We start from the raw sequence: 17403 nt of genomic DNA on the forward strand, positions 1-17403 counted from the left end.
CTGATAAGTGATAGTGCCCTCAAAGTGCTGCTAAAATATCTAAGTTATGATGAATACGTAAAACTTCTATCATCTGAGCCTATTTATCCTATAGTTCCAGACAGCTTAACTAACGCGATAATCTATATAGATACTTTTGTAAATGGAGTATCTAAAATCCTCGAAAAGTATCCTGAGCTGGAGACTTATTTTAGCAGTAAAGTTATGCCCTTATTTTCCAAAACTGAGAGAAAAATAACAGTAACTGAAGAACATCTAAGGAAATTTGAGATAATAATGAAGGCAAAGGGAAGAAAGGAGAGGGAGCTTAGGGCGGAGGGAGGCGTCGGACTATACGGCAGATACGCCGCGGACGAGAGGATGAAGAGGACCCTCTTCTATGCAACACTTGCGCTGGAGGAGGCCTTCAATATTTACGAATCCACATCGAAAAGAGTAACGACAGAGCTGAAGAGGGCCGTGTGGAAGGAAGAAGTCGATGTGTCCCTGCTCAAGAGGGCTAGATACGTGGTCGACCTCGTGGCGTTAAGGCGGCTGGCCGAGGAGGAGGAAAGGGCATTCGAGGACGCCTTGAGGATTCTTAGGAAGAGGCTTAACGAATACATAGTCAAATATGATCTGAGAAGTTTCCTCAATGTAGATGAAGACATAGCGAGAAGGTTGGCAGATGCGAAGGCAACAGAGNTTTCAAAATTCAACAACACCAACTTTGGCGTGAAGGCATACGCAGCACTTCTGGTATATAGAGATTATGCTGTAGGCAGAAGGAGTGCATACGGCACAATAGCTAGGTACTGGCTTAAGGAGGGCGGGGCGGCCCGACTTCTCTACTACGCACCAAATACAGCATACAACAAGGCCGAAAGGACTAAGGTGGAGGGGCCACTACGGTCGAGGAGGCTATCGCCGAGACCCTCCGTCGCTTGTTCTTAAAGCCTGGCGCTGAGTACTACCGCGGCTTCATTAAGAAGTTCCTAGATATATCTTCATACAGTCTGTTGCCCTCTATCGCTAATTTACTTCTCAGAGTGTTGAGGGGGGGGTTGAACAACATGAATAACTCCCGCATGTCCTTTGGAAACACCGAAGCCGGGTTCCACGTTCTTATCTATTACAAGTATCTTTGCATTGTAGTGAGATAACTCATAGGCAATGAATAATCCTATTATGCCCGCGCCAATTATTGCAATATCATACTCATGGCTTGCCAAAATTGCTCGCCTCAATAATTGTCTCTATTTTTGAGTAATCGCTAAACCTATGTTGATACGCCATGCATATTACCTCTATTTTCATAATTACATTGCTTCATTGTCATAAATATAAATTTTATAACCCATCACGTGGCTTCCCTCGTAAGAAATAATAATTGATTGGGGATAACCATTAGATAATTAATTCTACGTTGGAGCCTGGCCCCGCCCTTACTTCCGTGAATTTATCCTTGGATAAGTGCTCAGTTGGTGAACCATTAATTAATACCTGCCGCGGTTCTTTCCCGGTATAAATCCAGAGAATTGCTTGCCCGCTCCATTCCTCTCCATCTATGTTTATCGTTATTTTCGATCCATCAAAGACTTGCCGCACAAATAATTTCCTAGGCCTTGCCTGCAGTGATTCTCCATCGTCGTCATATATGGTGAATGCGCTTGATTGACCCGGATAAATTAGAACTCTCAATTCTCCGTTAAGGGTTGGCACTATTCCGCCGCTCCTAATGAGCATGGGGGGATCACCCATTGGAACATCGATGCTCGCTATTTTTCCGCCATCCACCTCCCTTCCCCTCCTCAAATCAAGCCACCTACCCCTTGGCAAGTATGCATATCGCTCCTTGATTCCCTTATCAAGGGCCGGCGTTAATAATAGGAATGGGCCAAGCATGAATTCATCATCTATGGAGTGCGTATTATCATCACCTTGAAATTCATATACTAGTGGTCTTATTATTGGTTCCCCCAATTCATGTGAAGCCCAAGCCAGGGAGTATATGTAGGGCATCAATGATTCCCTAATCATCAATAACTTCTTAATCACCTCCTCATACGCGCTTCCCCACGCCCATGGTTCCTGGTCAGGCGAGTCTATTGATGTATGGTTCCTCAGGAATGGGAAGAAGATGGCTGATTCATACCACCTCACCAATAGTTCCGCATCCAGCTCGAAGTGGCCTTGCTTTGTGTTCTTAGCGAAGCCACCAACATCGGCCCCAACCATGGGGACACCGGAGAGGCTGAGGCTCAGTAACATTGGTATTTGTAGCCTCAAGTGCTCCCAATTGCTCGTATTATCGCCTGTCCATATTGCCGCATACCTATGAATGCCTGCATACCCGGCTCGGCTCAATATGAAGGGCCGCTTATCGGGCCTAGCTCTTAGGAGTCCCTCATAAGTTGCCTCGGCCTCGAGAAGCGCATACGCATTATGAAGCCTATAGTGAGGCACCTCTACTCCATTCATTACATGCATTAAATCGCCATCAATTGTATGATTCTCGGAATCAAAGCCGGCCGGCTCATTCATGTCAAGCCAAATCCCATCTATCCCATCCTTCACGAATTCAGCTATTAGTGAGCTCCACCAATCTCTTACATCGCTCCTGGCGAAGTCGGGAAAAACGCAGAGGCCAGGCCATACATGCGACGTGTAGAGATCCCCATTACTCCGTAGGCAGAAGTAATTCCCCATTACTCCGCTCCTGAATACATCATATGTTGGACTGGCCTTAACCCCTGGATCTATTATCGTGACTACCTTGATGCCGGCCTCATGCAACCTAGCCACGAGTCCGCTCGGGTCCGGGAACCGTTCCTTGCTCCACGTGAAGATTTTGTAGCCATCCATGTAATGAATATCCAGGTAAATCGCTGAAAGCGGTAATCCCCTCGATTTATACTGCTCCACCACAGCTAGCAGCGTTGAGTCTGGGTAGTAGCTGTACCTGCTTTGCTGGTTCCCTAGGGCCCACTTAGGTGGAAGAAAAGGTTTCCCCGTTAATTCATGATACTCATTGATCACGTCCTTAATTGATGGTCCATATATGATATAATGATCCACCGCCGAGTCTTGAATACTTATCTTGAACTCATTAAGGTTCTCCTGGCCCATATCCATGACCATTCGGGCCGGGGAGTCTATGAAGTGGCCAATAGCCTCGCCGTTGCGTAGTATTATAAAGAATGGAATAGATACATAGAGGGGGTCGCTTCCCATTCTATATCCATAAGCATCAGTGTTCCACATGGTGACTCTATACCTCTTCCTATTTAGGGGAAGCGCCTTTTCCCCAAGACCATAAACTCTATCGAATGGCCCCAACTCGCCTCTAATAATCGCCTCATCACCGCTCACGGAGTAATATGCATTGAACTCCTTCTCGTTAAATCTAACGTGAACCGCATTCTCATCAATGGATACAATAGGCCCCCCGCTCCCCCCATTACTGCTTTTAATCACGGCCAGAGATGGATACCTTGGTTCCCCAATTCTAACCCTAACTATTCTAGGCGATATTAATGAAACGGAAATTAAACTACTCATTAAAGCCAGGCTAATTCTGTGGAATTAAAAATGTTACAATAACGTGATGCCGCGATTATTAATAACTCAAAGCGATGCGGCGAGCTACCCCGCCCTTGTAGACGGGGTCTCTGGCCTAGGAAGATGAACCGGCAACCCTCGTCCCTTTATGGTTTGGAGGAAAAATCATACATAAAAAGGGAATAGGAATAATTCCAGCAACGCTTTATATGCCATACCATGGTGGGCGGAGATATTTAGGACTAGGCGATGTAATCGACTTTAGCGTTAACACGAATCCCATTGGTCCCCCCCGCTTCCTTACTTCATGCAGCTTCCTCGAGTACCCGGATCATGAGTACAAGGATTTACGGCACGCCGTGGCCGAGTTCTATGGAGTTGATGATGTGGTGCCGGTTAATGGTGCATCGGAGGCATTATCCATATTGCCGCTCATTATGAAGCCGAGCAAGATAATAACTGTTGCTCCATCTTATGGCGATTATGGGGAGCGGTCACTGGAATTGGGCATTCCCCATGAGTACATGCTCATGCGTAACGATGGTTCTTCCTTCTCCATAAACGAGGTACCACCGCTTGGTGATAACATCATGTTATATATCTCGAACCCGAATAATCCAACTGGTTCCGGCATTGATTCCACTAAATTAATTAGCATTGCCGAGAACATTAAGGGATTCCTAGTTGTCGATGAGGCCTATATAGAGCTAAGCACAATTGATACAGTGCTCGGCAAGGGACCGGAAAACATAGTCGTAATTAGGTCCTTCACAAAATCACTCTCAATGCCCGGCCTCAGAATAGGTTTTCTCTATTCTAGGAATAATCATATAATGAGAAAAATGCGGGCGCTCCTGCCCTCATGGAACATCAATTCCTGTGCAGATGAATTGGTGACGACCATGTTGACACAGTACGGGGTGCAATATAGGAATTACATAGAGGCTTCACGACAATACATTAAGCTAGGCATCGCTCAATTAACTAATGGGATGAAGAGGCTCGGGCTAACAGTGTTTGAAACTACGGCGAATTACTTACTGGTTAAGTCGTCTCTGGATGCCGTTGATTTAATGAGGAGATTAATAAGGGAGGGAATACTAATTAGGCCAGCCCACACATTCTATGGGCTAGGCTCAACCTATTTTAGGGTAGCCGTGAAGGATAAGTCAAGCAATGAGGTGCTGCTCAATGCATTTTCGAGAATATTTGAATGAGTTTCTCGCCCTGCTCTCTTTTCTCACAGTGATTCCAACCGGCCAAGGCGATATAATGAAGGCTGCTTCAGGCTTTTACTTTGTTCCAGTAATAGGATTGCTGGAGGGAATAATCGGGGGTCTACCGCTCTTGGTTGGGAAAACACCCCTCACCGCCTCCCTAGCCATTGCATTATTATCGCTCATCACGGGATTTAATCATATAGATGGTTACTTGGATTTCTTCGAAGCAGTTATGAGTAGGGGGGCAGATCCCGTTATGGTTCTAAAGGATAAGCATAGGGGATCATTTGCGATAGCGGCGGGCCTTATTCTATTCTCCATTTTAATATCATCCATATTGTCATCACGCGTTGATCCATTCATTCAATTAATTGAATCATCGACTTCTGCCGCATTCTCCATGTATGTATTATCGCTAATTAGCAACCCAAGCCATGAGGGGCTGGGCCACCTATTTATAGTAGCATCCAAGAATAAACTAAAGGTCATTGCGTCACTCATGATCTATATTACTTCAATCGCATTAGTATCCAGATCCATAGTTATCCTATTGATATTGATGATGGAAACCACTATTGCCGCATTCATAGTTCAATTCATGGCCACCAAGCGAATAGGATTCGTTAACGGAGATGCAATTGGATTCACATACGAATTAACCTTAATGATAACAATGGCAACTACGGCATTTATATGATTATAATGGCGCCGCCGGTAACGGATTAATGCTTTATTATGAAGTGAATGATAGACATTACTTTTGCGTTAACTGCGTGTCCACTGAGTGGTAACGCAAAGTCACTCCTTAATGCCACGCATCAATTAATAATATTGTAATGCTTGACTTAGATGTGCGATGGGTAAAATGCTTAAATACCGGTAATTTAATTGTCCTGCGAATGTCAAAGAAACCAGAGCAGAAGAAACCTGAGCAGAAGAAGCCGGAGCAGAAGAAACCAGAACAGAAGGCTGAAGCCCAGGCTCCAGCTCCAGAGACTGCTGCGCCTCAAGAGGAGGGCGCAGAGGCCGGTCGTAAGGGTTGGATAGCTCCAGCGGTTATCTCCCAGGAAGAATGGAAGAATTATAGATATAGGGGTTACACCTTGGAGGAATTACAGAAATTATCCATGGAGGACTTCATAAAGTTGCTGCCGGCNAGGCAAAGAAGGAGCTTGATGAGGGGCTTAAAACCGGAGCACAAGAAATTATTGGAGAGAGTTAGGAAGGCAATTACTTCAGGCAGCAAAAAACCAGTGAAGACTCATGTCAAGGACATGATAATTCTCCCAGAGATGGTTGGATTAACCCTCCAAATATATAATGGCATTACGTATATTCCGATACAAATATCGCCGTGGCACATCGGTAGGTATATAGGGGAATTCGTTCCAACAGCTAAAATAGTGCAGCATGGAGAGCCCGGCCTAAAGGCTACGAGGTCCTCGCTGCACATAGCGGCTAAATGAGGTGATATGAATGGGAATAGTCACAAAGCAATTATCGGATCGTCCAAGGATAGGGGATCTGATTTCACTACCAAATGGGGAGGAGGTGCGGGTAAGGTCCGTGGGATTGCCGTGGCTGCTTCCGCCTAAGGCAGTATGTAATGATCCTAAGTGCCCCTGGCATGGTCACACAAGCGTGCGAGGCGAGGTTTTGAGGGGTATAGTGGACAGCGTTTATAATAATCATGCAGTGATAGTTCACGAGTGGCTCCACTATGTGCCTAAATATAAGCGGTACGAGAGGCGTAGGAAGAAGCTTCATGCGTATTTGCCCCCATGCACAACCATTAAGGTTGGCGAGGAGGTTATCATTGGCGAGACGAGACCATTATCGAAGGCCACGGCATTCGTGGTCTTAGGTACATCTGGGGACACCGTCCCTGTTAAGCCTAAAATAGAAAATATTCAATAGATAACTCCTTAAATTTCCAGGAATATTAATTCTTCTCCTGCTTTAGTGAAGTACAAGAATAACGGCTTTGTAAAGCAAAAGCGCGTCACTAAAGCCTTTTCTGATTAATTGCGGATAATCGTGGAGTAACCCAATTAATAAGGAGGTAATCCTCTAGGACCTCGGAAGCATCATTAATATGGGGTCGGTCATGGGGCTTTCGGTTTGTAAAATAAAATACTATGCGAATAAACATTATTAAGCCGATAATGCCTATTTCTGTCGGCGAAATGAATGGTCAAAATAACGTGGATGATAGGTGGACCACAAGGTAGCGGCGTGGATACTTCTGCAACAGTGTTCGGCAATGCATTGGCGCGGGCTGGTTACTATATATATGGCAATAGGGAGTATCATTCCAATATAGAGGGCCGCCATAGTTACTTCAATTTAACCATAAGCGATAAACCAATGCATAGCATATCGGATGATGTTAACATATTGGTAACGTTTGAGGCTGAAAGCATTTTCCAGCACTTCAGGGAAGTACGTGATTACTTAGTATATAATAAAGCAGTGGAATCAACAAAGCTAGCCGCAATAAATAGCATTGAGCGTGAAACCGCCGAGGATATCGAGAAATTCCTTGAATCGATTAAGGTGCCCCCCACGGTCGAGGGGGTTCTGGATTACTTGAGGGGCAAGGGCGTTAAGTTAGTGCCCGTCGAGTATGATAAGATATTGGCAAGCGTAGCTGATGAAATGAAGCTATCGGTCGCCACCATTTCCAGGTCACGGAACATAATAGCGGCAGCAGTATCACTTAAATTGCTTGGCCTTGATAAGGAGTACTTAGCGGAGGCGATCAGGGGCCTATTCAAGAATGAATTATTCGTTAAGGCGAACCTCTTGGCGGCAGATAAGGCATATGGATTAGTCAATGCCGTATATGGATTAAAGGGGATACCAATAAATGGGCATAGGGTTCAACTAGATGGCAACACGGCAGTTGCATTGGGTAAAATAGCCGGCGGCCTAAGGTTCCAGAGTTACTACCCGATCACGCCGGCCAGCGATGAGAGCGTCTTCATAGAAGCCAATCAAGTAGTTGAGGTAATTGATCCGGATACCAAGGAGTCGCGCAAGGTTGGCATAGTGGTAGTTCAAACGGAAGATGAATTAGCGGCAATAAATGCAGGCATAGGTGCGGCATTAACTGGTGCCAGAGCTGCCACCTCAACATCTGGCCCCGGCTTCTCATTAATGGTGGAGGGGCTCGGCTGGGCCGGCATGAATGAGGTTCCTGTGGTCGTCACGTACTACATGAGGGGCGCCCCCTCTACGGGGTTACCCACTAGGAGCGGGCAAGCGGATCTATTGTTCTCGATTCATGCTGGTCACGGCGAGTTCCCTAAGATAGTGTTGGCATCGGGGGATCACGTTGAGGCATTCAAGGACGCCATTTGGGCCTTTAACCTAGCTGAGAGGTATCAAACGCCTGTGATTCACTTGGTTGATAAGTCCTTGGCTAATGCTTACTCCATAATAGATGAGACAGAGCTTGATTACTCCTCCATAAAGGCAGATAGGGGTAAAGTAATTGTTCCAAGCGGTGAGTATAAGCGGTTCCAATTCGTGGATGATCATATTTCTCCACGGGCATTCATAGGCAACGCCGTTATGCATTACACCGGCGATGAGCATAATGAGGCGGGCCACATATCCGAGAACGTGAATAATAGAACCAAGATGTATGAGAAGAGAATGAAGAAACTAGAGGTGGCGGATAAGGAGATACCGGAGGAGCTCAGGCTAAATGTATTCGGCGAGGGCGATATAGCCGTGGTAACTTGGGGAAGCCCCAAGGGAGCCGTATTGGATGCAATGGAGGAATTAAAGCAAGAAGGCGTATCGATCCAATTAATTCAATTAAGGATGTTCAGCCCCTTCCCGAGGAACCTGGTAACAAAGCTTTTGAAGGGAAAAAGCAAGATAATAGACGTGGAGAATAATTACACAGCTCAAGCGGCATCCGTAATGGCCCTAAGCACGGGAATAGAGCCGACTAATTACGTCCTTAAGTGGAATGGAAGACCCATAACCAGGACCGAGGTAAAGACAGCAATTAAGCAAGTGATTGAGAAGAATGAGAAGAGGGTGGTGCTAAATGGCGGCCAGTAAGATAGATATCAAGCTATATAAGACGCAGGAATGGGTGGATTGGTGCCCCGGCTGCGGTAACTATGGTATACTCAATGCAGAGCAAATGGCCCTAGCAGAGCTGGGGCTTGATCCCAAGAGAACAGTGATAGTGTCCGGCATAGGTTGCTCAGGCAAAATAGCCCACTTCATTAATGTTAATGGGGTTCATACATTGCATGGCAGATCAGTGGCATTCGCCACCGGCATTAAACTAGCTAATCCAGAGCTTGAGGTAATCGTTAATGCAGGCGATGGGGATCAATTAGGCATAGGCGTTGGCCACTTCGTCAGCGTTGGCAGGAGAAATATCGATATGACGGTTATCGTTCACGATAATGGAGTATATGGATTAACCAAGGGGCAAGCCGCGCCCACTCTTCCAAGGGGCGTCAAGACGAAGTCCCTTCCTGAACCCAATATAAATGATGCTATAAATCCGCTTGCATTGGCCTTAGCATCCGGCTACACGTTCGTGGCTAGGACCTATGCCTATGACGTGAAGCATGCCAAGGAGACCATTAAGGCCGCCATAACTCATAAGGGGCTTGCCTTAGTTGATGTGCTTCAACCGTGCCCCACCTATAATAATATAAACACCAAGGAGTGGTATGATAAGAGGATCTATAAGTTGGAGAATTGGGATCCAATTGTGAGGAGTGAGGCTGAGATGGATGAGAAGTTGTCTAAGGCGCTCCTAAAGGTAAGGGAGTGGGGCGATAAGATACCCATCGGTATATTTTACCAGAATGAAATGGTGCCGACTTATGAGGCCAGGGTAGAGGAGAGGGTGCCGACTTACCTCAAGAATCCGCCGGCGAAGCAGGAAATCGATAAGAATGGAGCATTCATCACATCAATAGAGAACATCATTAAAGGCAAGAGAGTAATATAATTAATACAGTATAATCAATTAAATAACATCTCCAATAGTTTTAATCCAATCTTTTCTTCTCCAATCACTATTAAATCATCATTATCCTCGGAGAACTTAGAGATCTCCTTGGCTAATCCCTCGATGGTTGCTTCATTAGTTTCCTCTATTACCTCGCCTCCTCGATAACTATTATCCTCAAATATCGTTATCACCTTGTTTGCATAGTAAAGAAATCTATAGGCAGCAATGTTTTTTCCATCCTCCACTTTCTTATACACTATTGCGGTTAACAAGGGCTCTGTGAGCCCATGCCTTGACCATTCATAGTTTTTCAGCCTCATTTATCCTCGCCGTGTATTAAATCCACCCAATTAATAATATTCTTCCTTTTCCCAACATAATTAACACCTCCCCTTTGCTGATGGCTCCGCCGAGCCGTATGAAATCAATCAGTAATAAAATGCGCGACTAGCCTCTGGATCCCCATGGGTTGGGCTTTTGTGAAATATTTTTAAATGAGTTAGGTACATAAACTAGATGGTTACTTGCGATATCTGCGGTAAAGAGACTAATAACCCCATCATAATGGAGATAGATGGGGCTTACCTAAATCTTTGTGAGCGTTGCGCATCCAAGTACGCGAGCGCAAAGAATGCTAAGGTTATCTCGGGGATAGTGAGTCCCATTAATCCCAATAGCACACCCCGCATAGTTTCATCGAAACCGGCGCCTCGTCAGCAGCCTCCCCGGAAGAGTGGCATAAGCATTAAACAGGCGGATAAGTATGTGGTGGTGGATGATTATGCTGAATTAATTAAGGGCGCCAGGGAGAATTTAGGCATGGAGAGGGCTGCGCTTGCAAGGGTTCTCGGCATAAAGGATAGCGTTTTACGTAATATTGAGGAGGGTAAACTAATTCCCGATATAGCGTTGGCTAGGAAGATGGAGAAGGTGCTTGGCATTCAGTTATTGGTGAGTGAAACTGAGGGAGGCGAGACTGAGGTTGGGGGTCTTGGAAAGGATATAACCCTGGGGGACATAGTTGAGCTCCGGAAAAAGGAAGACAGTAAGTAAGAGAGCCATATTATTGATGGCTGGGATCGGTAAGGAGAGTAAGGGAAACGAATTCATTGAATTAGCTAAGGCAGCTGGCTATGATGTGGTCGATTTAATATATCAGCGTCGATTCATTGATTCACGTTTTTATGTGGGGTCCGGTAAGGTAAAGCAATTGAAGCAATTAATCGAGCATAATGGAGCAACTCACGTCATAACATATGATAGGCTCAAGCCGAGCCAATTCAATAATTTGCGGAAGGAGTTAGGCATTAACGTGATGGATAGGGTTCAATTAATTCTGGAAATATTTAATGAGCGCGCGGGAGACATGGAGTCAAAGCTACAGGTGAGGCTTGCGGGTCTCTATAATCAATTGCCTCTCCTGCGAGAATATGTGCGGCACGCTAAGAAGGGGGAGCAGATAGGCTTCATGGGGCTTGGGGAATACGCGATAGATGCGTATTATAAGCATGTACTTAAGCAAATAGCCACCATACGTAGGAAGCTTGATGAGANCACTGCTACCCAGGCCAATAGAATATATCGGAGAAAGGAATTGGGCATGCCTCAAGTGGCGATAACTGGATACACCATGGCTGGGAAAACCACGCTCTTTAATCTATTGGCTAATGAAGAGAAGGGCATCGATGGGAGGCCATTCGCCACTTTATCCACATACTCAAGGCTCGTGAGTTTCGAGGGGAAGAGAGCCGTTTTAACGGATACCATAGGCTTCATAGATGATTTACCTCCTCTCCTGATCAAATCATTTTATGCGACGATAAAGGAAGTCACATATGCAGATGCAGTGCTGCTCGTGGTGGATATCAGCGAGGGAGTGGATGAGGTCTCCAGGAAGCTTTCCGTGTCATTAAATATCTTCAACTCGTTGGGCGTAAGCATGCAAAGGGTCTTATTGGTTATGAATAAGATAGATCTATTGGGTGATGCAGCCTCCCTCAGTTCCATAAATGGGTTGGCATCAGATCTTGGACTTCGATATGTTAAGGTATCAGCTAAGATGGGCATTGGAATAAATGATTTGAAGAGGGAGGTCAGCAACATGTTGANGGATTACGTGCGGTTACGTATAGTGGGGAATAATGTACCTCCATGGATATTTAGGGTAGGCACCATAATTAATGCGGACAACGATGGATTAATTCTATTAGTTAATAGAGTTTATGTTCCTAAGATAATGAAGGAAATAAAGGCAGAGGAACTCTGAGATGATAAAACGAACGGCAAACCCAAATCCCATCTATTCATGGCAGGAGATCAAACCCATCCTGTTTGAGGTTATTAAGCCTAATTAATGTTTTATTATAATTATTTTATCATTTTAAGAACAGTATAGCAATTATTATTTATATGACATCAATATTTATATTAATTGTAGCATGTGACTATTTTATCATTATCAAGTTTTGGCATTGGTGTTCCTCGTCGATAATAAATATTAATGCTTTTGAGTTTTCACAAAAGATTTTGTATATTATTAATAGATTTACTTAATAATAAAATATATTTATCGTTCTCTATTTGAAAAGGTATTCATCATTATTTATAATGTTAAGATTATGATTATTTCTCTGATTGTATATAGCTTCTCCGCCTTTTTATGTATGCAAAATGTGCATTACGGCTGAAGCTTTTATTCTGTGCAAGTGATCAAATACTTATGGATATAAAACTCGTCCTCGTAAATGAATGCACGTTTAATTACATTGTGGAGGAAATACGTTATTTAGATCCAATCCTCTCCGGCGATAAATCTCCCCCAGCCGTGCGGCGTGCGCGTCGTTTTTCTAAGATAGGCATATTGAAGGGAAGAAAATTAGCCGGGGACCCCATAATTGTAGCCACGTATAATGTAAATGGCTTATCCATAATGTTTCGGGAACTGTTGGTAATCCATCGATCTGTCTCCGGTAAATTAATGGTATTCAAGTCTAGGTGCAGAACATGCATGGGTTGCCCACTATTAACTGCATGTACCTCGGTCATAAAGGATGTGGCCAATGAATTAAGCATAGAAGGTCTCAGGGGATTAACGCCTAAGGAGTTGGCGACCGACATGATAAATAAGTTACTTCAAGAATCTAAGGAAATAAGCGCCATGGTTAGCATGCGTCAATCCCCTCAAGTACACATGGATAAATACGATGGCAAGATAAGGATAATAGAGAAAGCAAACAATAGTGTCTAAAACACTTGACTATTCATCACACCAGAGACCCCATCAGTGAGGGCGGGTGATTTACTAAACTGTCCTCCTCCCCGCCCTTAAGGGCGAGGTTTGTCGTTCGTTCATCATCATTTCTAAAAATGCCTCATTCATTGCTTTGGGTGGCTTCATTGTTATGCTAGAAGCAACGATCGTGCGGCATGAGAAGCATACCTTTGGATCCTTAAATATAACTCCCGACTCTCGTTGCTAGACGAGGATAGCTATGTTAGGTTAAATTTAAATTTTACATGGCCCTAGTCTAGTTTAATGTCAGTACTAAGTAAGCCGCTTCCCTCTAGATTGACGCTTCTCAAGCTTAGGGAGCAAGGTTCCCTGTATAGGAACGTGAAGAGGACTGTGGAGGACGCCAGAAACGCCACTATACAGAGAATTAGAACCATAATACAGAGACTGGAGGAGACGAGGAAGCGTGCCTATGATTATATATTGAATGTTTCTCAACTATATGGATTAGCTGAGTCAAAGATGGGTCCCCACCAATTATCTCTCTTGGCATCGTTCGTGAAGCCAACTGCCCAAGCATCTCTAGTATCAAAGGACTTCGGGGGAATAAAGTTCACCACGCTGGAATTAAGTGGATTAACATCGCCGAATTACGGCATATNCAGCACTGATTCCGGCCTTGATACTGCCATGTATAGGTTAATGGATGGGTTCAGCATAGTGTTGGAGTATATTAACTTAGAGGGATTATTTGATATGCTTCTAGCCAGGGTAAAGGAGTATCAGCGAATGATAAACGCCATAGGAAATGTGCTGTTGCCCAGAATAAATGATTCAATAGCATTCATAAGGCTTGCGCTAGATGAAGAGGAACGGGAGGATTTCGTTAGGAGAATAATTATAAGTAGGTTGCTCGGGGGAGCACAGCAATGAGCCTCGAGAAAGCAATAAATGAGGAGGTCGATAAGGCGATGAATGAAGCTAGGAAGGAAATCGCCGAGAGGCTGAATAAGAGTAAGTCAGCTATACTTTCGGAACTCGAGAAAACAAAGGAGGAATTAATGAAGAAAGCCCTGTGAGCTACCCCCGCCCTTAAGGGGCTTCCCCGCCCCGCCTTGCCCATCACCACGGGTAGTGGGCGGAGCTCCACGGGCGCTACGGGCGGCTCCCACCCTGCGTGTTTTAAATAAAATCAAAGCAGGATGAATAGTTCTTGCCTGATATCCTTAGATATGTTTAACTTAACCATGTTGAATATAGAGGATATCATATCGCCCTCGAGATCCCTTGCATGCGATATAACTAGTGCTGCTCCAGGAGCGAATTCCGTGTATTTGCCGAAGATTGTCTTGGCTTTTTTCATCATGTAGGTGAAGTAAGAGGCATGCAACAACCTGACTGCATCCACTATGGTTGCTTGCCTAACCACTGAGAGTATATTGGCCACAATGGGGTGCTGGGAAAGCGATTCAAGTAATCTTCCTGGCTCCTCTGGCGGAACTTTATACACGTTGCCGAACTTTATTGTGAGGTCATCAATTACTTGGGCAGATAGATTCCATAGGCTTCCCCTAAACAGGATATTTAGGTTATAAAAGTCAACCATATCGGTGACCACTTCTTTAAGCGATTCATCGTATCTAACATAATGGGTTAATGCCTCCATATATGATGATTCAAGTAGTGTATCCAGTACCGCTATTTGAATATCTTGGTGGTTATGCATCAATTCTAGGGCCTTTGAGAATGCTCGGTAGGCAATGTGGCCTTGAGCCTTAAGTCTATCGGCTAAATCAGATAGATTGGATGAACTGATTAAATCAGCCATTATGTGTCTTCTTCCCATCGCTTCCTCCACCGCCATGTTTAGTGATGCCTCAAGGCTTCGTCTATCCATGTTTGCTAGAATAGCCTTAGCTATTGACTTTATGTTATCCACCTCGAACTTAAGCAAGTAATCCATTAACGTCTTCCTAACTAGGTGAGGAGCGGTAATCGCTATGCTTGCCACTTCCCTCGCCGCGTTCTCCTTCACTCTAAGGCTGAATTCCTGCGTCGACGTGTCCTTGCTTAGTCTGGATACTATTGATGAGTATGATGTGTTTCCAAGCAATGAGAAAAACTCATCCGAGGAAGTCGTGAATATCATGTTCTTGATTATGTTCATGTCGAGAAGCTTGGATTTTAGGAACCTAACTCTAGGACCTAGATATGGGTACCTGGTTACTAGGCTCATGAGAATCCCAGGAGGGCCATGACTTCGTGAACCGCCTTCTCGGTTACCTTATCCTTATTGCCGATTAATTTCTCTATTCCCTTCCTGTTGGCTTCCATGAATTTCTTGACCTCCTCCTCTGTTCTAGCGTCTATGCTTGCCTTATGCTCATTAATGAGTTGCGTTATTTTCTTATTGAGATCATCGCTTATCCTGGCCTTAATTGAGGACACAATCGCCTCCAGCTCTTGCTCCGTCTCCTTCTTCCGCTTATCAACCATATCCACAACCTCATCAAGTTCCTTCATCACATCATAGAGCTTCTCTAAAGATGACATATCACCAAAGTTAAGCTATGGCTCACTTTTAAATTTAACCCATGAAGCCCCTAACGAGTTTCCTCCATTATAGGATTAGCGCTTTGGAAAAGCTAAAATAATACGGCTATTACCTGGATTTAATGAGCATAGTCTTGCTTGATGATTGCGGAAGCAAATTTCAGCCAATTTCCTACACTACTCCAACTCCCTTCCTAATAACGGGAGGATTAAGGCTAGTGGAGCATTGGATGATTAGATTAAGGAGCAGCATTGGTTTGTACTTATATATGAGTAAGGAGGAATCCTTGATTCACGTGAGGCGCAATAGGCTCCTAATCAATAAATTCCTGAACTACGCTCTGCGGCTGGAGGAGGAACAGCCAAGCATTGCTGTCTCGGCCTGCGTATTGCCGACGAGTTCGGCAGTGAATAAGGTCATGGATTACGTAAAGCTTGGCGTTAAGGTTACCTGTGGGGAGAGAATTTTGGTCTATGGGCCGGGAGAAATAGTTGAGGATTGCTCATTACAGGCAATAAATGGCATGTGGGACCTAATTAAATTCAATGTGGATCTACTTCGTGAAACCATACAATTACTGGGCAAGGGAGACGTGGTCACCATTGGATCAAGGATTCATAGTGGATTATATTTGGATACCAGGAATGGCCCTGTGGCGATAATTGGGTCGGATCTTGGGGATGCCATAAGCATTAAGGGTCCTGCCTTAATAGGACCAGAATCTGAGGTTCAATCATTCACGGTGATTAGGCCTGGCTCAGTCATATATATGCAGAACACTGTCGGCGGTGAAGTGAAGAACAGCATCATGGATAGGGAAAGCAGGAAACCTCATCACGGCTACCTCGGGGATTCATATGTGGGCAAGTGGATAAACCTCGGCGCAGGCACATCGGTTTCAAATCTGAAGAATACGCTTGGCCCAGTTAGGTACATGGGTCACGATACCGGCATGAATAAGCTTGGCCCAGTTATTGGGGACTGGGTTCGTNCCGGCATAAATACCAGCATAATGACCGGTAAAGCAATTGGGCCTGGTTCTCAAGTGTATGGTATAGTTACTTCCGATATTCCTCCANTCATTTTCTACAAAAATTATGGAGAGCCAGTTATGAGCATCGCCGATCGCAATAAGATGATTGATATAATTCGGAGGGCCACTAGGGATGATGAGGATGAGGCCGCGTTAGCCGCATTAATTTATGAATCAACATCTGAATTAAGGAGGGGAATTAAGCAAATCCAATTTAGGCTCTAATCATTTCGCTCTTCCTCCGTTTGATTACGCTATTTGGGAACCCCATTCCCTCATGAAGGTAAATGCTCTTAATTGAAAATATAACGTTATTTTAGTTTATAAATTTTTCTATTGATAATTAAGTCCTATCTCTTTTCATTAATAAGAGAGAAATAATACAGCTTATGTATGGTAACTCGATCGGTATGGGAGAAAATAAGAAGATCGGGATGATAGTTTTCTCGGGAACCGAGGATAAAATGATTCCCGTGGGAGTGATATCCCAGGGAGCAGCGGCGATGGGGTATGACGTATTGATATTCTTCACTGGGTGGGCAATGTTCAGGCTCCTTAAGAAACCCATGGAGCCAACGTGGCCCAAGGAATTCGAGCAAATGGTGCCTTCATTAATGGAGGGAATGAAGAGGATAAAGGCCCCAAGTTGGTTGGATATGTTGAAGCAAGCAAAGGAGATGGGGGCAAAGATATATGTGTGCTCAATGATGTCGCAGGCCGCTGGGCTACGGAAGGAGGACTTCGATTCTTCCTTAGTGGATGATGTGGTGGGCGTCGCCGCGTTCCTGGAAATGGTCGAGGGAGGACAAGTCCTATTCATTTGAGGTGATT

General features: G+C 44.6%; 17 protein-coding genes and 1 pseudogene. 13 read left to right on the plus strand and 5 right to left on the minus strand.

The window, feature by feature from the left end:
* Positions 1–933 (plus strand): annotated as a pseudogene (locus tag AT710_02350).
* 83 nt (positions 934–1016) lie between these two features.
* On the opposite strand, the gene AT710_02355 reads toward AT710_02350, so the two are convergent.
* Together AT710_02355 and AT710_02360 are read right to left on the minus strand one after the other, a co-directional pair.
* A complete protein-coding gene (locus AT710_02355) occupies positions 1017–1211 on the minus strand; it encodes a hypothetical protein (protein ID KUO92664.1) in 195 nt (64 codons plus the stop codon).
* Between the two features lie 175 nt (positions 1212–1386).
* Positions 1387–3540, minus strand: coding sequence for a hypothetical protein (locus AT710_02360; protein KUO92665.1), 2154 nt, complete (start codon positions 3538–3540; stop codon positions 1387–1389).
* 209 nt (positions 3541–3749) lie between these two features.
* Here AT710_02360 and AT710_02365 point away from each other — a divergent pair, with 209 nt between their 5' ends.
* The 6 genes from AT710_02365 to AT710_02390 all read left to right on the plus strand — a co-directional run bounded on the left by AT710_02365 (position 3750) and on the right by AT710_02390 (position 9750).
* A complete protein-coding gene (locus AT710_02365; GenBank protein KUO92666.1) occupies positions 3750–4757 on the plus strand; it encodes a hypothetical protein in 1008 nt (335 codons plus the stop codon).
* A 28-nt stretch (positions 4758–4785) separates the two neighbouring features.
* Positions 4786–5457, plus strand: a complete 672-nt coding sequence (locus tag AT710_02370) for a hypothetical protein (GenBank protein ID KUO92667.1) — start codon at positions 4786–4788, stop codon at positions 5455–5457.
* Between the two features lie 346 nt (positions 5458–5803).
* Positions 5804–6226 carry a 30S ribosomal protein S19 gene (gene rps19p / locus AT710_02375; GenBank protein ID KUO92697.1) on the plus strand — a complete coding sequence of 141 codons (423 nt, stop codon included), beginning with the start codon at positions 5804–5806 and terminating at the stop codon, positions 6224–6226.
* A 61-nt stretch (positions 6227–6287) separates the two neighbouring features.
* Positions 6288–6677 (plus strand): 30S ribosomal protein S17, encoded by a 390-nt coding sequence (locus AT710_02380; GenBank protein KUO92698.1) that lies wholly within the window; start codon positions 6288–6290, stop codon positions 6675–6677.
* 291 nt (positions 6678–6968) lie between these two features.
* A complete protein-coding gene (locus tag AT710_02385) occupies positions 6969–8837 on the plus strand; it encodes a 2-oxoacid:ferredoxin oxidoreductase subunit alpha (protein KUO92699.1) in 1869 nt (622 codons plus the stop codon).
* Positions 8824–9750 carry a 2-oxoacid:ferredoxin oxidoreductase subunit beta gene (locus AT710_02390; protein ID KUO92668.1) on the plus strand — a complete coding sequence of 309 codons (927 nt, stop codon included), beginning with the start codon at positions 8824–8826 and terminating at the stop codon, positions 9748–9750. The genes AT710_02385 and AT710_02390 overlap by 14 nt, the downstream gene beginning before the upstream one ends.
* A gap of 14 nt (positions 9751–9764) precedes the next feature.
* Here the strand turns inward: AT710_02390 and AT710_02395 are convergent, their stop codons facing one another.
* The gene (locus AT710_02395) at positions 9765–10073 is read right to left on the minus strand and encodes a hypothetical protein (protein KUO92669.1); all 309 of its coding nucleotides are present in this window, start codon (positions 10071–10073) and stop codon (positions 9765–9767) included.
* Between the two features lie 196 nt (positions 10074–10269).
* On the opposite strand from AT710_02395, the gene AT710_02400 reads away from it, so the two are divergent.
* From AT710_02400 to AT710_02415, 4 genes are all read left to right on the plus strand, one after another.
* On the plus strand, positions 10270–10806 hold the full coding sequence (locus AT710_02400; protein KUO92670.1) for a hypothetical protein: 537 nt from the start codon (positions 10270–10272) through the stop codon (positions 10804–10806).
* A gap of 16 nt (positions 10807–10822) precedes the next feature.
* Positions 10823–12019, plus strand: coding sequence for a hypothetical protein (locus tag AT710_02405; GenBank protein ID KUO92671.1), 1197 nt, complete (start codon positions 10823–10825; stop codon positions 12017–12019).
* 453 nt (positions 12020–12472) lie between these two features.
* The gene (locus AT710_02410) at positions 12473–13000 is read left to right on the plus strand and encodes a hypothetical protein (GenBank protein ID KUO92672.1); all 528 of its coding nucleotides are present in this window, start codon (positions 12473–12475) and stop codon (positions 12998–13000) included.
* A gap of 288 nt (positions 13001–13288) precedes the next feature.
* Positions 13289–13918: an ATPase gene (locus tag AT710_02415; GenBank protein ID KUO92673.1), complete on the plus strand. Its 630-nt coding sequence runs from the start codon at positions 13289–13291 to the stop codon at positions 13916–13918.
* 259 nt (positions 13919–14177) lie between these two features.
* Here the strand turns inward: AT710_02415 and AT710_02420 are convergent, their stop codons facing one another.
* Together AT710_02420 and AT710_02425 are read right to left on the minus strand one after the other, a co-directional pair.
* On the minus strand, positions 14178–15152 hold the full coding sequence (locus AT710_02420) for a hypothetical protein (GenBank protein KUO92674.1): 975 nt from the start codon (positions 15150–15152) through the stop codon (positions 14178–14180).
* Between the two features lie 65 nt (positions 15153–15217).
* Positions 15218–15538, minus strand: coding sequence for a hypothetical protein (locus tag AT710_02425; GenBank protein KUO92675.1), 321 nt, complete (start codon positions 15536–15538; stop codon positions 15218–15220).
* 122 nt (positions 15539–15660) lie between these two features.
* Here AT710_02425 and AT710_02430 point away from each other — a divergent pair, with 122 nt between their 5' ends.
* Positions 15661–16797, plus strand: coding sequence for a hypothetical protein (locus tag AT710_02430; protein KUO92676.1), 1137 nt, complete (start codon positions 15661–15663; stop codon positions 16795–16797).
* Between the two features lie 185 nt (positions 16798–16982).
* Positions 16983–17396 (plus strand): peroxiredoxin, encoded by a 414-nt coding sequence (locus tag AT710_02435; GenBank protein KUO92700.1) that lies wholly within the window; start codon positions 16983–16985, stop codon positions 17394–17396.
* The last annotated feature ends 7 nt before the right edge of the window (positions 17397–17403 follow it).

The organism is Thermocladium sp. ECH_B, from assembly GCA_001516585.1.
Taxonomy (GTDB): Archaea; Thermoproteota; Thermoprotei; order Thermoproteales; family Thermocladiaceae; genus Thermocladium.